Origin of the sequence: Cellvibrio fontiphilus, assembly GCF_042646205.1 — a bacterium.
Lineage (GTDB): Bacteria > Pseudomonadota > Gammaproteobacteria > Pseudomonadales > Cellvibrionaceae > Cellvibrio > Cellvibrio fontiphilus_A.
The window spans coordinates 43462-61927 of record NZ_JBHRTF010000001.1 but is presented as its reverse complement, the minus strand read 5'-3'; the positions used below and the strand labels follow the sequence as shown (position 1 = coordinate 61927).

At 49.1% G+C, this 18466-nt stretch carries 15 protein-coding genes; all 15 read right to left on the bottom strand.

Going from position 1 to position 18466, the window contains the following annotated elements; genetic code table 11:
* Positions 1-131: 131 nt before the first annotated feature.
* On the bottom strand, positions 132-1061 hold the full coding sequence (locus ACFODX_RS00300; RefSeq protein WP_378114881.1) for a M23 family metallopeptidase: 930 nt from the start codon (positions 1059-1061) through the stop codon (positions 132-134).
* Between the two features lie 319 nt (positions 1062-1380).
* Positions 1381-2292 carry a UDP-3-O-acyl-N-acetylglucosamine deacetylase gene (lpxC, locus tag ACFODX_RS00295; protein WP_378114879.1) on the bottom strand — a complete coding sequence of 304 codons (912 nt, stop codon included), beginning with the start codon at positions 2290-2292 and terminating at the stop codon, positions 1381-1383.
* Between the two features lie 146 nt (positions 2293-2438).
* Complete coding sequence (ftsZ, locus tag ACFODX_RS00290; RefSeq protein WP_378114877.1) at positions 2439-3614, bottom strand: cell division protein FtsZ; 1176 nt, start codon at positions 3612-3614, stop codon at positions 2439-2441.
* 64 nt (positions 3615-3678) lie between these two features.
* Positions 3679-4917: a cell division protein FtsA gene (gene ftsA / locus ACFODX_RS00285; RefSeq protein ID WP_324258061.1), complete on the bottom strand. Its 1239-nt coding sequence runs from the start codon at positions 4915-4917 to the stop codon at positions 3679-3681.
* A 59-nt stretch (positions 4918-4976) separates the two neighbouring features.
* Positions 4977-5954 carry a cell division protein FtsQ/DivIB gene (locus ACFODX_RS00280; protein ID WP_378114875.1) on the bottom strand — a complete coding sequence of 326 codons (978 nt, stop codon included), beginning with the start codon at positions 5952-5954 and terminating at the stop codon, positions 4977-4979.
* Between the two features lie 130 nt (positions 5955-6084).
* Complete coding sequence (locus tag ACFODX_RS00275) at positions 6085-7056, bottom strand: D-alanine--D-alanine ligase (RefSeq protein ID WP_378114873.1); 972 nt, start codon at positions 7054-7056, stop codon at positions 6085-6087.
* A 13-nt stretch (positions 7057-7069) separates the two neighbouring features.
* Complete coding sequence (murC, locus tag ACFODX_RS00270) at positions 7070-8458, bottom strand: UDP-N-acetylmuramate--L-alanine ligase (RefSeq protein WP_378115498.1); 1389 nt, start codon at positions 8456-8458, stop codon at positions 7070-7072.
* A 40-nt stretch (positions 8459-8498) separates the two neighbouring features.
* Entirely contained in the window at positions 8499-9602 is a 1104-nt protein-coding gene (gene murG / locus ACFODX_RS00265; protein WP_378114871.1) for an undecaprenyldiphospho-muramoylpentapeptide beta-N-acetylglucosaminyltransferase, read from the bottom strand.
* The gene (ftsW, locus tag ACFODX_RS00260; protein ID WP_378115496.1) at positions 9599-10795 is read right to left on the bottom strand and encodes a putative lipid II flippase FtsW; all 1197 of its coding nucleotides are present in this window, start codon (positions 10793-10795) and stop codon (positions 9599-9601) included. The genes murG and ftsW overlap by 4 nt, the downstream gene beginning before the upstream one ends.
* Positions 10795-12135 carry a UDP-N-acetylmuramoyl-L-alanine--D-glutamate ligase gene (murD, locus tag ACFODX_RS00255; RefSeq protein WP_378115494.1) on the bottom strand — a complete coding sequence of 447 codons (1341 nt, stop codon included), beginning with the start codon at positions 12133-12135 and terminating at the stop codon, positions 10795-10797. Before murD ends, ftsW begins: the two co-directional genes overlap by 1 nt.
* 54 nt (positions 12136-12189) lie before the next feature.
* Positions 12190-13272: a phospho-N-acetylmuramoyl-pentapeptide-transferase gene (mraY, locus tag ACFODX_RS00250; protein WP_324258065.1), complete on the bottom strand. Its 1083-nt coding sequence runs from the start codon at positions 13270-13272 to the stop codon at positions 12190-12192.
* A complete protein-coding gene (locus ACFODX_RS00245) occupies positions 13272-14663 on the bottom strand; it encodes a UDP-N-acetylmuramoyl-tripeptide--D-alanyl-D-alanine ligase (RefSeq protein ID WP_378114868.1) in 1392 nt (463 codons plus the stop codon). The genes mraY and ACFODX_RS00245 overlap by 1 nt, the downstream gene beginning before the upstream one ends.
* Complete coding sequence (locus tag ACFODX_RS00240) at positions 14660-16258, bottom strand: UDP-N-acetylmuramoyl-L-alanyl-D-glutamate--2,6-diaminopimelate ligase (protein WP_378114866.1); 1599 nt, start codon at positions 16256-16258, stop codon at positions 14660-14662. The genes ACFODX_RS00245 and ACFODX_RS00240 overlap by 4 nt, the downstream gene beginning before the upstream one ends.
* A complete protein-coding gene (locus tag ACFODX_RS00235) occupies positions 16255-18105 on the bottom strand; it encodes a peptidoglycan D,D-transpeptidase FtsI family protein (protein WP_378114864.1) in 1851 nt (616 codons plus the stop codon). Before ACFODX_RS00235 ends, ACFODX_RS00240 begins: the two co-directional genes overlap by 4 nt.
* Positions 18102-18458, bottom strand: coding sequence for a cell division protein FtsL (ftsL, locus tag ACFODX_RS00230; RefSeq protein WP_378114862.1), 357 nt, complete (start codon positions 18456-18458; stop codon positions 18102-18104). The genes ACFODX_RS00235 and ftsL overlap by 4 nt, the downstream gene beginning before the upstream one ends.
* Positions 18459-18466: the final 8 nt, after the last annotated feature.

Below are 18466 nucleotides of genomic sequence, written 5' to 3'. Positions count from 1 at the left end.
TTGAATACAATTTGCGCAGCATTGAAAGTGGACAGATTATCCCGGCCAATACGGAAAAAATGCTGGCAAGTAAATAGGAAGGCGCCGACTAAAGCAAGCAGGGAATGTGCTGTCAGCAGGGTAGGAAAAAACTAACGAGTGGTATGGCGGATGTAAGATGCTGGATCTACTACGCGTCCATTTTTATACACTTCAAAATGAACATGTGGTGCGGTCGAGCGGCCGGTTGAGCCAGAAAGAGCAATTATCTGCCCTTTTTTGACGACATCGCCAGCCTTTACGAGGTTTGATTTATTGTGGGCATAGCGCGTGACAAGACCATCGCTATGCTTAACTTCCACCATGTTGCCATATTCGGGATGGCGGCCGGCCCAATTTACAATTCCAGCGGCAACGCTACTAACTTTACTACCCGTGGGGGCGGCAAAATCCAACCCTGAATGGAACTCTGTTTTACCCGTAAAGGGATCCTTTCGGTAACCGAATCGTGACGTCATCCAAGCATTCGCAACCGGCGCGCCAGACACTAAAGTCTCTTCCAACAAACTGCGATTAGCTAACAATGATTCGATAGTGTTGAGCTGTTGCTCTCGGCTATCAATCTGACCAGATAGCTGATCTATTGCAGCAAAAAAGTCGGGGGTTTGATAAAGCTGATTAGGTGTTACCTTGGATGGTCCGCCCACCGCAGGAATCTGGCCAAAGTCGAATTCGCCTTGCTCAAGATTGGCAGCAGAGGTGAGTCGCTCCCCCAAGGCATCCAGTCGCATCAGTCGCGCCTGAAGTTCAGCCATTTTGCTAGTTAGTGCCGCAATTTGCGCTTCTGAGGCGGCACGCTCCTGCTCTATTTCAGTTTCGTGAGCAGAAAGAATATCAGTCCAGGCTTTTGTGTCTGATGAAAAGAAGCCGTCTTTGTCTCCTGATACCAGCCAGCTATAGCCCCAAGCGCCAACAAACGTGGGAATCCCCAATAAACACACAGACAAAAACGCGCGAGTCCACCCACCAAGGGTGAAACTGCGTGCTTGCGCATGATTTTTATTGACGATGATAATCTTCATTTACTAATCGAATTTTTATTAAAAAAATAATTTCTTGCAGAGAAATATATCTGCCAAATCACCTTGGATTCATATTGAACTAAGAAACAGCTTTGGCGGGAGCTATCCGCCCAGAGCTTCCTGCACACGAATCTGCACAGCAAAATTCGCTTTCAGATCAAAGAGTTGCGCCATTTTCAGAGGAAATTAAGAGGCGCGAAGATTCCTTGCAGCGCGCTTGAAACAGCGCGAGCAGGAAATATGGCACAGAAGGGAAGTCTTTAACAAGCATAAAATCAGGGCATGTTCACATTTTGAACACGCCCTTTTGGGTTTGCGATCAGGCCGCTAACACTGGCTCAATAAACCGGATTGGTACACCCTGCTGTTGATCAAAAGTCACAATCTCCCAAGCATCAGGATGGTCAAGCAACAATCGCAGAGCACGATTATTAAGCGAGTGCCCTGATTTATGCGCCTTGTACTCACAGATCAGGCTGTTGCCCAGCATATAAAGATCGCCAATTGCATCAAGGACTTTATGTTTTACAAACTCATCCTCAAACCGCAAACCCTCTTCATTTAATATGCGGTACTGATCAACAACAATAGCGTTATCCATGCTTCCGCCACGAGCCAAGCCTTTGGAGCGTAAATATTCGATCTCATGCATGAAGCCAAAAGTACGGGCCCGACTGATATCTTTTACAAAGCTTGAGCTGGAAAAATCCAGCTCCGTTTGCGGCCTGCGATCTTTAAATACTGGGTGATCAAACTCTATGGAAAAAGAGACTTTAAAACCATCAAAAGGAACGAAAGTAGCGAATTTATCGCCGTCCTTCAATGTAACCTCTTTTTTGATACGCACGAATTTTTTAGGGCCATTCTGTTCCTGTACGCCGGCAGATTGAATCAGGAACACAAAGGGACCGGCGCTGCCATCCATGATAGGGATTTCTGGCCCCGTTAATTCTACAACTGCATTATCAATACCCATACCCGCCATCGCTGACATCAGGTGCTCTACGGTTGACACCCTGACGCCATCTTTAATCAGACAGGTGGATAAGGTTGTTTCGCCCACGTTGTGAGCACTTGCCTTAATTTCTACCGGGGGATTCAAGTCCACCCTACGAAACACAATTCCGTGGTCAACTGGAGCAGGCTTGAGTGTCAGGTGGATTTTATCCCCTGTATGCAAACCCACCCCTGTTGTTCGCACAGAGTTCTTAAGTGTCCGCTGTTTGATCATCGGTCTACCTCTACCGGGTCGGCATAATTCATACGGTGATTGAACGATTGGGGTTAACTTACCCCCCACCAATGCCAGATATGCTACCAACCCGAGGGAATATCAACCAGTTAAAGCTGACAATCCCCGCTATAGCCAGAGTTTAATTAATCTGCCTGACGACGCAAAAAAGCCGGAATATCAAGGTACTCAAGCTCTTTATCACCCAGCGGTGCAGCCAGTGCCGCCGCACCAGCAGAATGCGCATTGGCACGCAGGTGCGCAGGACGATCCAGCGCTGCATAATCCGCAGGTGGTGCTGCACGACGAGTATTGTCGACGACCTTGGTTGGTGCCGGCTTAATTTCTTTAGCCTGAGCTGGAGCAGCAACCCCCAAACCAGTTGCCACCACAGTGACGCGCAGTTCGTTAGTGAGTTCCGGATCAATAACGGTACCTACCACTACTGTTGCATCACCAGATGCAAATTCTTCGATAATGCTGCCAACTTCGGAGTACTCCCCCAAAGAAAGGTCGATGCCCGCAGTAATGTTTACCAAAATACCACGTGCGCCTTGTAGATTTACATCTTCCAACAAGGGACTGCGAATTGCGGCTTCAGCTGCTTCGCGAGCACGGTTTTCACCCGTTGCGCGACCAGTACCCATCATTGCCATACCCATTTCGGACATAACGGTACGCACATCTGCGAAGTCAACGTTGATCATACCCGGGCGAATAATAAGATCAGCAATCCCCTGCACTGCACCAAGCAATACATTGTTTGCCGCCTTAAAAGCATCAAGCAAACTGGTGGACTTGCCCAGTACTGATAAAAGCTTTTCATTGGGAATGGTAATCAGAGAATCAACACGCTCACCCAACTCCTTAATACCTGCATCGGCAATGACCATGCGCTTGCGGCCTTCGAAAGGGAAAGGCTTGGTAACTACCGCAACGGTTAAGATACCTAAATCGCGCGCCACTTCAGCAACAACCGGCGCAGCGCCTGTGCCAGTACCACCGCCCATTCCCGCCGCGATAAATACCATATCGGCACCGCGCAATACCTCAGCGATACGCTCGCGATCTTCCATTGCTGCCTGACGACCAATTTCCGGATTGGCGCCAGCTCCCAGACCTTTAGTCATGGAATTACCCAGCTGCAATACGGTGCGAGCATCAATGTCTTTCAATGCTTGCGAGTCGGTATTAGCACAAATAAATTCAACGCCTTCGATCTTGCTGGCGATCATATGTTTAACAGCATTTCCGCCACCGCCACCAACGCCGATGACTTTAATTACTGCGTTTTGATGCAGGTTATCTACTAATTCAAACATGGCCACACCCCTTTGTTTCCCTTGACTCAATCTGTGAAAAAATAATTTGGTTTATGCGTAACGATTAAAAATTACTTTGGAAAATCTTTTTAATTTTACTAAACAGCGAACCTTGTGATTCTTTAGCGGCAGGCGACGAACGCCCCTGGCTGTGCTGTTGTTTCATGGCGTAAATCAGCAAGCCAACACCCGTAGAATAAATAGGGTTATTAACTATGTCGGACAAACCCCGAATATTCTGCGGCGCTCCCAAGCGTACTGGCATGTGGAAAATTTCCTCAGCCAACTCGATAACACCTTCCATTTTTGAAGTGCCACCGGTAAGAACAATGCCGGCAGCTAATAAATCTTCATAACCACTGCGGCGCAGCTCAGCTTGAACGAGGGTAAACAATTCGTCATAGCGCGGCTCAACCACTTCAGCCAATGCTTGGCGGGATAAATCCCTGGGCTGACGATCACCAACGCTTGGCACTTTAATGGTCTCATCCGGGCTGGTGAGTTTTGCCAAGGCACAGGCGTACTTAATTTTGATCTCTTCAGCATTGGGCGTAGGGGTACGCAATGCCATAGCAATATCGTTTGTTACCTGATCCCCCGCGATGGGAATGACACCGGTGTGACGAATAGCTCCCTCTTTAAAAATCGCTATATCTGTAGTGCCACCACCAATATCAACGACACAAACACCCAACTCTTTTTCATCGTCAGTCAACACCGAATAACTAGATGCTAATTGCTCCAGAATGATGTCTTCGACTTCCAAACCACAGCGACGAATACATTTTTCAATATTTTGCGCAGCATTTACCGCACAGGTAACCAAGTGAACCTTAGCCTCCAGGCGAACGCCAGACATGCCCAAGGGTTCTTTTACGCCATCCTGATCATCGATAAGAAACTCTTGCGGCAGAATGTGCAGGATTTTTTGATCCGCAGGTATGGCGACAGCTTGCGCCGCATCGATAACGCGCTCCAGATCCTGGGAAAAAACTTCACGGTCGCGAATCGCCACAATTCCATGTGAGTTCAGGCTACGGATATGGCTGCCAGCAATACCGGCATAAACCGAATGAATCTGACAGCCGGCCATCAGCTCCGCTTCTTCAATCGCGCGCTGAATCGATAACACCGTGGATTCAATATTAACTACCACACCTTTTTTCAGCCCGGTTGAACGATGCGAGCCGATACCAACAATTTCCAACTGGCCTTCAGGAGTAATAGCACCAACAATAGCTACAACCTTGGATGTACCAATATCCAAGCCTACGATCATTTTGTTGTCGCTAACATGTGCCATTCAACCAACCTCATTTGCCAGTAGTAAGCCAATTTCAATACAACTGGCGATATTCATTATCAATTAACTTGGGGTAAAACTTTTGTTGCCGGAACAGCAACACCATCTTGAGCTTGGCTTTTTATATATTTTTTTGCCATCTCTGAATCAGCAACCCAACGCACTGCGACCCCATTGCTATACCGTAGATCAATCGCTTTTACATCAGCCCATACAGTATTTAATTTTGTGTCGTATACAGTAACAAATCTACGTATTTTTTCCATCACTTGATCGCGTCCAAGCGCGATTTCTACGTGATTTTTTATCGTTAATCGCCATGATTTTTTGTTATCACACTTTAACGCTAAAACTTCCAAGCCACGCGACCGCAAAATTTGGGATAAATCCTGATATTGCTGCAAAATTTCAATCGCATCTGCTTCATTTCCCTGCAACCAAGGAAGACCGGAAAGTTTGGTTGCATCTTCAACGCGGACGATCTCTCCCCGCTGATTTAGAAAACCATCTCCCCAGCGGGCAATCGGTTTTTGCTCGGTAATTTTTACCACCAAGGTGTCGGGCCAGCGACGATTCAACGTAACCTTTTCCACCCAGGGGTCAACCAACAAAGCCTCTTTTAAACGCATTAAGTTGAGCTGCAAAAAATCGCCATCAATTTCGTTGCCAATCAATTCTGTTGCCCGGGCTTTGGTGATGAGATTGAATTCACCTTCCACAACAACGCTTTTGATTGGGCGCTCAAATACCTTTGCCAGTGGCTCACTTATCCAATAAAGCCCGCCCGCCAGAAGCATTACAAAAACCACAGAGGCAAAACGCCGATTGAGCCAGGAAAAATTCCATCGCCAAGACCGTTTTGCTGCCGTTGGCCGACGAGCACTTTCGCGCGTCTGCGGCGATGCTTTTGCATAACCTTGCTCGCGTCGCGACACGCGAGCAGAGCGAGGCGCAAAATCATTCTGTACCCCCGCCGCTTCAGACGATTCCAATAACACATCACGAATAACTCGCGACTTAGGCGCAGCAACTTCCACAGCACCCGGGGCATCCACTCGCTCAACTGTCGAACGACGGGAACGAAGCGGCACACTTTCCCCCTCTGGCTGCGCATTACCAAAACGCGGCTCTATACGCTCCCGAACACCCTTGAAATCGCGCATATAATTAAGCTTTCGCCTTTACGCTTGCACCCAAAATGGTTACCACCAACTCTGCAAACGACAAACCAACTGCTTTAGCTGCCATTGGCACCAAACTGTGACTTGTCATGCCCGGTGCGGTATTAACCTCCAACAAATAAAAATTTTGCTGTTGATCAGCCATCACATCGACTCGCCCCCAGCCGCGGCAACCAACAGCGTTAAATGCATTCAGTGCGAGCGTTTTCAGCTCCTGTTCTTTTTCTGGTGGCAATCCACAAGGACATAAATAACGCGTGTCCTCCGCGATATATTTTGCATTGAAATCATAAAAGCTATGATCAGTTTCCAGTTTGATAGGAGGCAGCGCCTCACCATCCAAAATAGCAACGGTATATTCGCCCCCCACAATCAAACGCTCTACCAATACACGCCCTTGGTATTGAGCTGCTTTGTTAAATGCAATTTCCAGTTCTTCTGCAGAGTTCACGCGCGACATTCCAATACTGGAACCTTCATTGGCCGGCTTAACCATGACTTCACCGCCCAAATGGGCGAGTACTTCAGCAAAATTTGAATGCTTATCCAAGACTGCAAATTCAGGTGTTGGCAAACCTTGTTTGCCATTAATATCAACCCCACGCCACAGTTGTTTGGTGCGCAATTTATCCATGGCCAGAGCAGAAGATTGAACATCGCTACCAGTGTAAGGAATATTTAAAAACTCAAGCAGCGCCTGAATACGGCCATCTTCACCACCCGGGCCGTGCAGAATTAAAAATGCACGATCAATATTCGCCGACTGAATATCCGCAATAACGTTATGCCCAACATCTATCGCCACATGTTCAATACCCGCATCAGTCAGTGCCGCTAAAACCGCAGCGCCACTTTGCAGCGATATTTCCCGCTCAGCGGAGAGGCCGCCATATAAAACACCCACACGGCCAATTTGTTTTTTTAGCGCCTCATCAATAGGCAGCTTGACTGCTTGCATGACTTTAAAACCTCTACCGCAATTGTCGTTTTGCTAATTCAGGGGAAAGGACACCGACATTACCGGCGCCTTGAGTAATTACTATGTCGCCGGCACGCACCAGATCTTTCACTATCGCGGGCACACCATCGACCGTTTCAACAAAAATTGGCTCAATAACGCCACGTGCACGCACACTGCGACACAGATGACGACTGTCCGCACCGGGAATAGCATCTTCACCAGCGCTATAAACTTCTAACAAGATCAGTGCATCTACCGTGGAGAGAACCTCTACAAAATCCTCATACAGGTCACGGGTTCGGGTGTAGCGATGCGGCTGATATATCATCACCAGACGTCGATCAGGCCAACCGTCGCGCACTGCTTTAATCACTGCAGCAACTTCACGCGGGTGATGCCCATAATCGTCCACCAACATGGCATCGCCATCGCCCACTGGAAAATTGCCGTAAACCTGGAAGCGACGGCCTACACCCTGAAAATTTTCCAAGCCTTGTTGAATTGCTTCGTCATTAATTCCTTCGTCGGTAGCAACAGCAATCACTGCAGTTGCATTGAGCACATTGTGGATGCCCGGAATATTGATGCGGATATGTAATGGTTTTTCATGCCCGGGACGAATCACATCAAATTCAGAATGCATTTTATTCTGGCGAATGTTAATCGCGCGGAAATCACAGTGCTCGTCAAAACCGTAAGTGAGAATCGGGCGGGCTACTTCGGGGATAATTTCGCGAATAACCGGATCATCAGCACAGAGCACAGCCAAACCATAAAAGGGTAAGTTATGCAGAAACTCGATGAACGTTTTTTTCAGTTTGGAAAAATCGCCACCGTAAGTCTCCATGTGGTCTGCATCGATATTGGTAACAATCGATACCATGGGTTGCAAATGTAAAAAGGACGCATCACTTTCATCAGCTTCTGCAACCAAATAGCGACTGGCACCCAGCTGTGCATTAGTGCCAGTGCTATTTACCAAACCACCAATAATAAATGTAGGGTCCAGTTTTGCCGCCGCCAGCACAGACGCCAGCAAACTGGTTGTTGTCGTTTTTCCGTGAGTACCAGCCACCGCGATACCGTGGCGATAACGCATTAACTCAGCGAGCATTTCTGCGCGACGAACGATGGGGATACGCAACTCACGCGCCCCTTGAATCTCTGGATTTTGGCTATTAACCGCGCTGGAATTTACCACTACATCGGCGCCCTGCACGTTTTCTGCCGCATGGCCAATATAAATAACAGCGCCCTTACTTTTTAATCGCTCGGTAACATTTGATGCTTTTATATCAGAACCCGATATTTCATAACCCTGATTGAGCAATACCTCGGCAATCCCGCTCATGCCCGCACCACCAATGCCAATGAAATGAATACGGCGAATACGCCGCATTTCCGGCACACAAAACTGACCTATGGACTTCTGCGCAGAATTATCCACGGGCTACCTCCTCACAAATATCAGCTACTTCGCGCGCAGAATTTGGCTTGGCCAACTGCCGCGCTTTCTCCGCCATAGATTTCAAATGTTGGCGATCAGCTAATTCGGTTAACAGTAATGCAGCTAATTTTGCTGCGGTTAAATCTTTTTGTACCAAAGCAATACCGGCACCGGCATCGGTTAAATTTTTTGCATTAAATGTCTGGTGATCATCAATCGCCGAAGGCAAGGGAATTAAAATCGACGCAACACCTGCCATCATCAATTCCGAAACAGTAAGTGCACCAGCGCGGCAAATCACTACATCGGCCCAGGCATAAACCGCAGCCATGTCATCGATAAACGCATCGACTTTGGCGTTAACCTGATGTTGCATATAGAGTGCTATGGTTGCTTCGGCGTGATTTTTCCCGGTTTGATGACGAACTTCAGGGCGCAGATTTGCGGGTAAATCAGCCAGTGCTTTGGGTACCAATTCGTTAATGGCTTTAGCTCCCAAGCTTCCGCCCACAACCAACAAACGCAGCGGTGCCTGCTGTTCAATTCGCCTTTGGTAGCGAACTGATGGCACTTCCAAATTCTGGATTTGTTGACGCACAGGGTTGCCAACTACTTGTGTTTGTAACTCACTGCGACCAACAAACGCATGGGGAAATGCAGCCAGCACACGGCGTGCAATTTTTGCGAGAATTCGATTCGTTGTTCCCGCCACTGCATTTTGTTCGTGAATAATTAATGGAACACCTGCGATTACTGCTGCTGCACCACCAGGGCCAGAAGCAAAACCACCAAAACCAATAACCACATCGGGCTGCAAGCGGCGAATAATTTGCAAGGATTGAATGAGTGCATAAGCAATTAAAAAAGGTGCTTTAAGCAAGCCTATTACACCGCGACCGCGCACGCCTTCCACACTAATAAAATGCAGAGGAATATTTGCTTCAGGCACCAGGCGAGTTTCAATTCCGCGCGCAGTGCCCAACCAATGAATGCTCGCACCGCGTGCACGCAACTCCTCGGCTACCGCGAGTGCGGGGAAAACATGGCCTCCGGTTCCGCCGGCCATTACCAACACTTGTAACGGTTTGTGTGTCATACACTGGCCTCCATCAAACGAGTGCGCGGCACCTTAGCCGGCTCGGGCACTTCGGGCACATAACCCGCCAGCTCCCATTGCACACGCATCACAAAAGCCATCAGTACACAGCACATTAACAAACTACTTCCGCCATAACTGATAAATGGCAGCGTCAAACCTTTGGTCGGCAATAACCCGGAAGAAACGCCCATATTGATAAATACTTGGAACGAAAACAAAATCGCTATACCAAAAGTCGCCAAGGCAGCAAACATTTTTCCGGCGGCAAGATTTTGTTTGGCCACATTAAAAATGCGCAGTATCAATGCAGCAAACAAACCCAGCAGTGCTACTGCACCTACCAAACCAAATTCTTCGGCGATAATGGCAAAAATAAAATCAGTGTGCGCCTCAGGCAAAAAGAATAGTTTCTGCAAACTATTACCCAAGCCCAACCCAAACCATTCACCACGCCCAAACCCAATAAGCGATTGAGTTAACTGATAACCGGTATTAAATTGATCGGCCCAGGGGTCAAGAAAAGTAATTAAACGCTGCATGCGATAGGGAGACAAAACGGCAACCGCAGCAAGCCCGCCAACACCAATCACAATAAGCAATAAAAAGTGCAGCATTCTTACGCCGGCGATAAACATCATGGCAAATACGGTTGCACTTAATACCACCGAGCTACCAAAGTCGGGTTCAAGCAGTAACAAACCAACAAACACACCAACAACCATCAAAGGTTTTAAAAAACCCTGCCACCCAAAATGTAACTCCTGATAGCGGCGCGCAAAAAAGCTGGCAAAAAAAACTACCGCACAAAATTTGGCAATTTCTGAAACCTGAATAGATATAACACCAAGACTGAACCAGCGCTGACTCCCGTTAACCTTCTTTCCAATCCCCGGGATAAGAACAATAACTAACAGGAAAATAGTCAGCAACAAAAAATGCCCTGCATATTTTTGCCAAACACTCATTGGTACACAGACAACAAATGCCGCCAAACACATCCCCATCAACATATAAACCGCATGGCGTTTGGCAAAAAACCAGGCATCGTTATAAGTTAATGCAGCAAAAGAAACAGAGGCCGATGCCACCATGACAAGCCCCACAGACATCAGCGCCAACCACAAACACAAGAGTGGCCAATCGATACGCTGACTCAGTGGCACTGATCTAACCAGGGTGGCGGAAGTCATCATGATTGACATAACTCCCGCACCGCGAGGCAGAACTTTTCGCCGCGATCTTCATAGTTTTTGAACATGTCAAAACTGGCACAGGCAGGCGACAAAAGAATTGCATCACCTGGATGGGCGAGCGCGAACGCTTTATTGACGGCATCCTGCATTGAGCCGGCGAGAGATACAGCAACAGTGCTCGCGATTGCCTGTTCGATAAGCGGTGCATCGCGCCCGATTAATACCGCACGACAATTTGCGGCGGCGAGCGCAGACGTTAACTCGGCAAAATCTTGCCCCTTGCCTTCGCCACCCAGAATCACGATTAACTGTTGCGGATTGCGCGCCAAGCCGGAAATGGCGGCAAGGGTTGCGCCTATATTGGTGCCTTTGGAATCGTTGTAAAACTCCACAGCATTTTTCTCAGCAACAAATTCACAGCGATGACGCAACCCGGAAAAGTTTTTTAAGGTTGCCACCATCGCATCCAGCGGAATGCCTGCTGCATCACCCAAGGCCAGAGCAGCCAGAGCATTATCGATATTGTGGCGACCGCGAATTTTTAATTCGGCTGCCGGCATCAAGGGTGTGAGATTCTTGGCGAGAAACTCAACACCGTCACGCGACAATAAACCAAAGCTGCCAAAATCAGCACGGCCGCCAAAATAAACAGGCTTAACACCGGCCGCTAACGGCGGTTGAGTCAATACGTCATTGCGATTGACCACAATATTTTCAGCACCAAAATAAACCCGCAGCTTGGCCAGAATATAAGCGCGCATGTTGTCGTAACGATCAAGATGATCCGCGCTGATATTTAAAATAGTCGCCACCTTGGCGTTGAGCTTAGTCACCGTTTCCAATTGAAAACTGGAAAGTTCCATTACATAAAGTTCAACCTGGTCATCTAGCAATTCCAGTGCCGGCGTTCCCAAATTGCCGCCAACAGCCACGCGAATGCCAGCAGTTTTTGCCATTTCGCCCACCAAGCTAGTCACTGTACTTTTAGCGTTGGAACCGGTAATTGCCACAATCGGCGCTCTGGCATAACGCGAAAATAATTCGATATCGCCCACTACGGAAATGCCGGCAGCTTGTGCCTGGGCAATGGCAGGTGTAGCAACGGCAACACCGGGGCTTACAATTATTTCATCGCAGGCGAGCAAGGTCTGTGGGTTTAACTCACCGCATTCGACAGTGACACCAGGAAATTCTTTTTTAACTTGCTCAAGATTAGGCGGTGCAGCACGTGTATCCAGCAACACAAATGCCTGTTGTTGTGCCGCCAAAAAGCGTGCAACCGACAAGCCGGTAATACCGGTGCCGATAACCGCTTTCACTTTACTGGTGGCAATCATTTGAGTCACAGTATTTTCTCTCGTCTGCAGAATTTGTCTTTGGGTTTAAAAAATCTAGCGCAGCTTTAAGGTCGCAAGGCCGATCAACACCAATACCAACGTAATAATCCAAAAACGCACAATTACACGCGGCTCCGGCCAGCCTTTTAATTCAAAGTGATGGTGAATAGGTGCCATGCGGAAAATGCGGCGCCCCGTTAATTTGAATGAGGCGACTTGCAGAATTACCGATACAGTCTCCAGGACAAAAATGCCGCCCATAATAAAAAGTACAATTTCGTGACGCACAATCACCGCAATTAATCCCAATGCAGCTCCCAGAGCGAGCGCGCCTACATCGCCCATAAAAACTTGTGCGGGATATGTGTTGAACCATAAAAATCCGAGACCTGCACCTACTAACGCACAACAAAAAATTGCCAATTCACCGGCACCAGCAATGTAAGCAATTTGCAAATATTGGGAGAATTGGGAATGGCCGGCCAGATAAGCAATCAGTGCCAAGGCGCCGGCGACCATCACACTCGGCATAATTGCCAAGCCATCCAAACCATCGGTAAGGTTCACCGCATTGCTAGTACCCACAATGACAAAGTAAGTGAATACAATGTAAAAAATGCCCAAATCGATAGCGACGTTTTTAAAGAAGGGAATAAATAACTGCGTTTCAGCCGGAGTTTGTGCGGTGTAATACAAAAAGGTCGCCGCGCCAAAACCGGCAATGGACTGCCAAAAATATTTCCAGCGCGCAGGCAAACCGCGCGAGTCGCGTTTGGCCACTTTGCGATAGTCATCCACCCAACCTACTGCACCAAAAATAGCAGTGACAATCAGCACCACCCACACATAGCGGTTGGACAAGTTTGCCCACAGCAAGGTACTGATAAAAATGGCGGACAAAATCAGCGCGCCACCCATGGTGGGTGTGCCTGATTTACTCAGGTGTGATTGGGGGCCATCATTGCGTACCGATTGGCCAATACGCAATTCAGTTAACCGCCGAATGAACCAAGGGCCAAGCAATAACGAAATACCTAACGCGGTAAGCACACCCAATATGGCGCGTACAGTCAGGTATTGAAATACTGCAAAACTACGCAGGTATTCTTGTAGGTATTCTGCCAGCCAGTACAGCATTAGTGATGATCTCCTGCCGAAGTGCAAAGCTCGCGTACAACTGTGTCCATGGCTGAACTGCGCGAACCTTTTATTAAAATAGTGGTGTGGTTATTGGCAATGGATTTTAAATGCGCAACCAAGGCGACTTTGTCTGCAAAATGTTGCGCACCCGCGCCAAATGCTTGGCTTGCATTTTCACTGAGCTTGCCTACCGTAAATAAATGACTCAATTTTTTTGCGCGCGCATATTCACCCAGCTCTGTGTGTAACTGCGGCGCTTCTGGCCCCAGTTCACCCAAATCGCCCAACACCAAAATGCTATTCTTTTTTTGTGCAAGCACATCAATAGCTGCGCGCACTGAGCCGGGGTTAGCGTTGTAGCTATCATCAATAATGGCCGCTTGATTGATGCCGATATGACGACTCATGCGACCAGCAACAGGCGCAAAGTTGGCCAGCCCCTGTTTAATGCTTTGTAAATCTGCCCCCACTGCAGAGGCGCAAGCTGCGGCCATTAAGGCATTGCGAATATTATGTTCGCCTTGCGCATTGAGGCTCACCTGCATCACCTGGCCATGCAGGTTGATGGAAAATTCCAAACTATTGGCACTGGTTTGAATGTCCTGCGCAAAACAATCGGCACCGGTCTCTTTAAATGACACACGCAGCACGCGACGATTAGTTAAAGCGGCCAACCAGTCAGACACGAAGCGATCATCCATATTCACCACGGCGACACCGGCTGCGGGAAGTGCGGCGTAAATTTCACCTTTAGCGCGCGCAACGCCTTGCAATGAGCCAAAGCCTTGGATGTGCGCAGCCATGACATTGTTAATCATGGTCACGTCAGGCTTGGCTAAGGAGCAGAGATATTCAATTTCACCCGGGCCACTCGCGCCCATTTCAATAACGGCATATTGGTGATGTGCTTCCAACTGCAATAAGGTCAGGGGCACACCGATGTGATTATTAAAATTACCTTTGGTCGCGTGAGTGGAGCCACACTCGGCGAGGATGCAGGCCAGCAGGGTTTTAACTGTGGTTTTGCCACTGCTGCCGGTAATGGCTATAACCGGGCCGGTAAATAAACTGCGATTGAGTGCTGCAATCTGACCAAGCGCCAGCAGCGAATCACTCACTACCAATTGCGGTAAATTGATGTCCGGGAAAAACCGCTCCACCACCAAGGCGCAGGGATTTTTAGCAACCGCATCCTGAATAAAATCGTGCGCGTCGAAACGCTCGCCACGCAATGCAACAAATAATTCACCGGCATTTAAATGACGCGAATCAGTACTCACCGCTGTGAACTCGGCATTGCCCTGATGGCATTTTGCACTCACCGCACGCAGCGGCTGATTTGCCGCTATAAATTCTTCAACCCACTGGAGATTCAGAGGCTTGATCATGAGCTAGCCCCTTGTGACGCTGTGTCGTTTTCAGATTTGGCGATGCGTTTTTGCAACGCAATACGCGCTTGTTTGGTATCGCTAAACGGCAGGGTTTGGTTGGCAAAGATCTGGTAATCCTCATGCCCCTTACCGGCGATTAATACTATGTCGCCCGCCTTGGCTTGCTGCACGGCAAAATCAATTGCCTGGGCGCGGTCTGCAATCACCAGACAACCACTGGGGCGATTCATACCGCGCAGGATTTCTCCAGCAATGACCGAGGGATCTTCCGAGCGTGGATTATCGTTAGTCACTATCACGTAATCGCTCAAACGCTCGGCGATTGTGCCCATTTGCGGGCGCTTGGTTTTATCGCGATCGCCACCACAACCAAAGACAGTCCAGATATTTCCGGGCCGATGTTGATGAATTGCGCTGAGGGTATTTTCCAACGCATCGGGGGTGTGGGCGTAATCCACAATGACTTGAATTTGTTGTGCTTGCTGATCAACCACCACCTGTTGCATGCGGCCCGGCGCTGGCAACAATTCCGGCAGCTCGGCCACCACCGCATTCAATGGAAAACCTTGCACCGCAACCGCGGCAATCACAGCCAATAAATTACTGAGATTAAATTCACCCAACAGCGGCGAATGAATATCTGCAGTGCCCCAAGGTGTAATGAGAGTGGCGCTTACCCCAAAAGGATTTAGCTGAATATTTTTGGCGTAAATATCAGCCGGATTTTCAACCGAATCACCCTGCGTAGAAAAAGTCAGTGGCGTCACGCCAGCCGGCATTTTGGCGAGCAAACTTTTTGCCCAAGCATCATCGGCATTGAGGATGGCAGTCTGTAGACCCGGTGCATTTAATAATTGCGCCTTGGCATTACCGTAGCGTATTAAATCGCCGTGATAATCCAAATGATCCTGGGTGAGATTGGTAAAAATGGCAGTGCGAATATTTACACTGGCAATGCGTTTTTGCTCAAGGCTATGCGAGGAAGCCTCTATCGCAATAGCGGTTGCACCCTGCTCCACCAGCTCAGCCAAAATACGCTGCATGGCGATAGGATCGGGCGTGGTTAAACCTGTGTTTTGTAACGCGCCCAGCTGCTGGGATATAGGCGCAACTGCCTGTGCATCCAATAAACCATAACCGATGGTGCCAATTACCGCTGATTTTTGTTGCAACTTTGCAAGCAACTGTGCAGCCAGCAAACTGCACGTGGTTTTGCCATTAGTTCCGGTGATTCCGATCACTGGAATTTTTTTGCTGGGATTGCCGAAAAAAATCGCCGCTAAAGCACTGACTTGCGCTGCAAGATTTTCGATAGCAATCACCGGCACTTTGCCCAACCAGGCAATGCTCTGCCAATTTTTATCTGCCTCAACCAAAATTGCGCTGGCGCCCGCTTCAATCGCTTTGGCGATAAAATTGCGCCCGTCAACTTTAGTCCCCACCAACGCAATAAAAGCAGCACCTGCCGCTAACTGGCGGGTATCCAGGCACAAATTATTGACCTTGATTTGCGCCGCATTGCTTTCCAGTGGTATGGCGGGCAACAACTCTTGTAAGGTCATGGTTATGGGCGTGTTGTGAGTAGTCATCATGTTGCTGACCTCTCATTCGCCACAACTTTGGTTTGCGATTTTTCGCGCTGTACCGCTTTGGCGGGTTCAGTTTTTGAAGCTGATTTATCAACAACTTTTTCATCGTGTTGATAAATATTATCGGGCGGTACTTGCAACATCCGCAGCGCATCTTCCGCCACCTTGGAAAACGCCGGCGCCGCAACCCATCCACCGTTGGCATAAATGCCCGAACCTTGCGGTTCATCAACAATCACCATCGCCACTATGCGCGGGTTATCTGCAGGAGCCATACCGATAAAAGAGGCAATTTGTTTGGTGGAGTAGCGCCCGTTTACAGCTTTGTACGCAGTACCCGTTTTTCCGGCAACCGAATAGGAAATTGCTTTTGCTCTGGAGCCGGTACCTTCCGCCGTTACTACTCGCTTAAGCATTTGAGTCACTTGATCGGTATATTTTTTATCGATCACACGCTCGCCGACAGGCGGGTTATCTACACGCAGTAAAGATACCGGACGCTTAACACCTCCCGAGGCGATTACCCCATATGCCTGCACGACTTGCAGCGGGGTCATGGTCATTGCATAGCCGTAAGAAATATTGGCGCGCTCAATGCGCTGCAGTGGCTTAAGCACGGGCACATTGCCGGTGCCTTCCCCCGGAAAACCGGTGCCAACAGGTTGCGCCGCGCCCAAGCGCGCAAACATATCGCGCACGGTATTGGTATCCAGCGCAAAAGAAATTTTTGTCATGGCAATGTTGCTGGATTTGGCAATCGCCATGGCCAGATCCATCGCACCGTAATTGCGGTGATCTTTGATCGGCTTGCTGCCCACCATGAAATAACCGGGGTTGGTGTCGATAATATCTTCGGGTTTGAATTTACCACTATCGAGCGCGGCCAATACCACCCAGGGTTTTACTGTAGAGCCTGGCTCATACAAATCCGTGATAGCGCGATTGCGCAGACCATCGCCGCGGGCACGACTGCGGTCGTTGGGGTTGTAACTGGGCCAGTTGGAAATAGCCAATACTTCACCGGTTAGCACATCGAGGATAACAATAGAACCCGCAACCGCACTGCTGGACTCAACCGCTTTTTTCAATTCGCGATGGGCCAGATACTGCAAACGCAAATCGATACTCAATGTCAGGTTTTGACCAGAGCGCGCTGCGCGCACCAAGCGCAACTCTTTAACCGTGCGACCACGCAAATCCTTCAGCACTTCTTTTGCGCCATTCTCACCAGTGAGCCAGGCATCGTAAGCCAGCTCCATACCTTCTTGTCCGCGATCATCCACATCAGTCATGCCAACCAAATGCGCGGCCACATCGGCTGCCGGGTAATAACGGTGATATTCAATCTGCTCGTAGACGCCGGGAATATCGAGCGACAACACCGCTTGCGCGGCTTCGGGGGACATTTGGCGCTGCAGGTACATAAATTCTTTATTGGCATAACGCGCAAGCCGCGACTCCAACTCAGCCTTGTTGGCATTCAGCGCTTGCGCCAAATCGGCAATGCGGTGTGGTGCCTGGGATAACACCTTGGGATTGGCCCAGAGCGTAGATACGGGCGTGCTTACCGCCAGGGGTGAGCCGTTGCGGTCGGTAATCACACCGCGATAGGCGGGAATCACTTCCGTGCGCAGGGTGCGCGACTCGCCTTGATCCTGCAGGAATTCATAGCCTTTATCGGCATTAGGTAGGACTTGCAAGCTGGCCACATGCACGACCAGCACAACCACTAATAGCGCCAATACCAAGCCAACGCTGTAAAAACGCCAGCGCGCTACTTTTAATGGTTTGTGATCCGGCTTGACCGGTGGCCGGGCGCGGCGCGGCTCAAAAGCAGATGAGCGACTCATTGGCCACCTGCCGCGGGTGCATGCAGCTGATCACCGGCATTAATAATGCGATCACCTGAAATCATGACGATTTCTTCGGGTGTCGGGGCCATCATATTCAATTCAGAAATCGCCGCATTTTCCACGCGACTATAAGCAGCCCACGTGCTCTGCTCCAACAGGTACTGCCCCCACTGAACCTGTAGCTGGGCAGCTTCACGGCGCAGGGTTTCCAAGGTGTTCACATCGCGGCGCACAACCTGGGTAGTTGCCACCACACCCAATGCCGACACCAAGGTTGCCACCCACAATACCGCCACAATCAGCAAAACGCTGGTCGCTGGTGGTTTTGGTGTTGGCAGGTTTCTGTTCATGGTTTCCT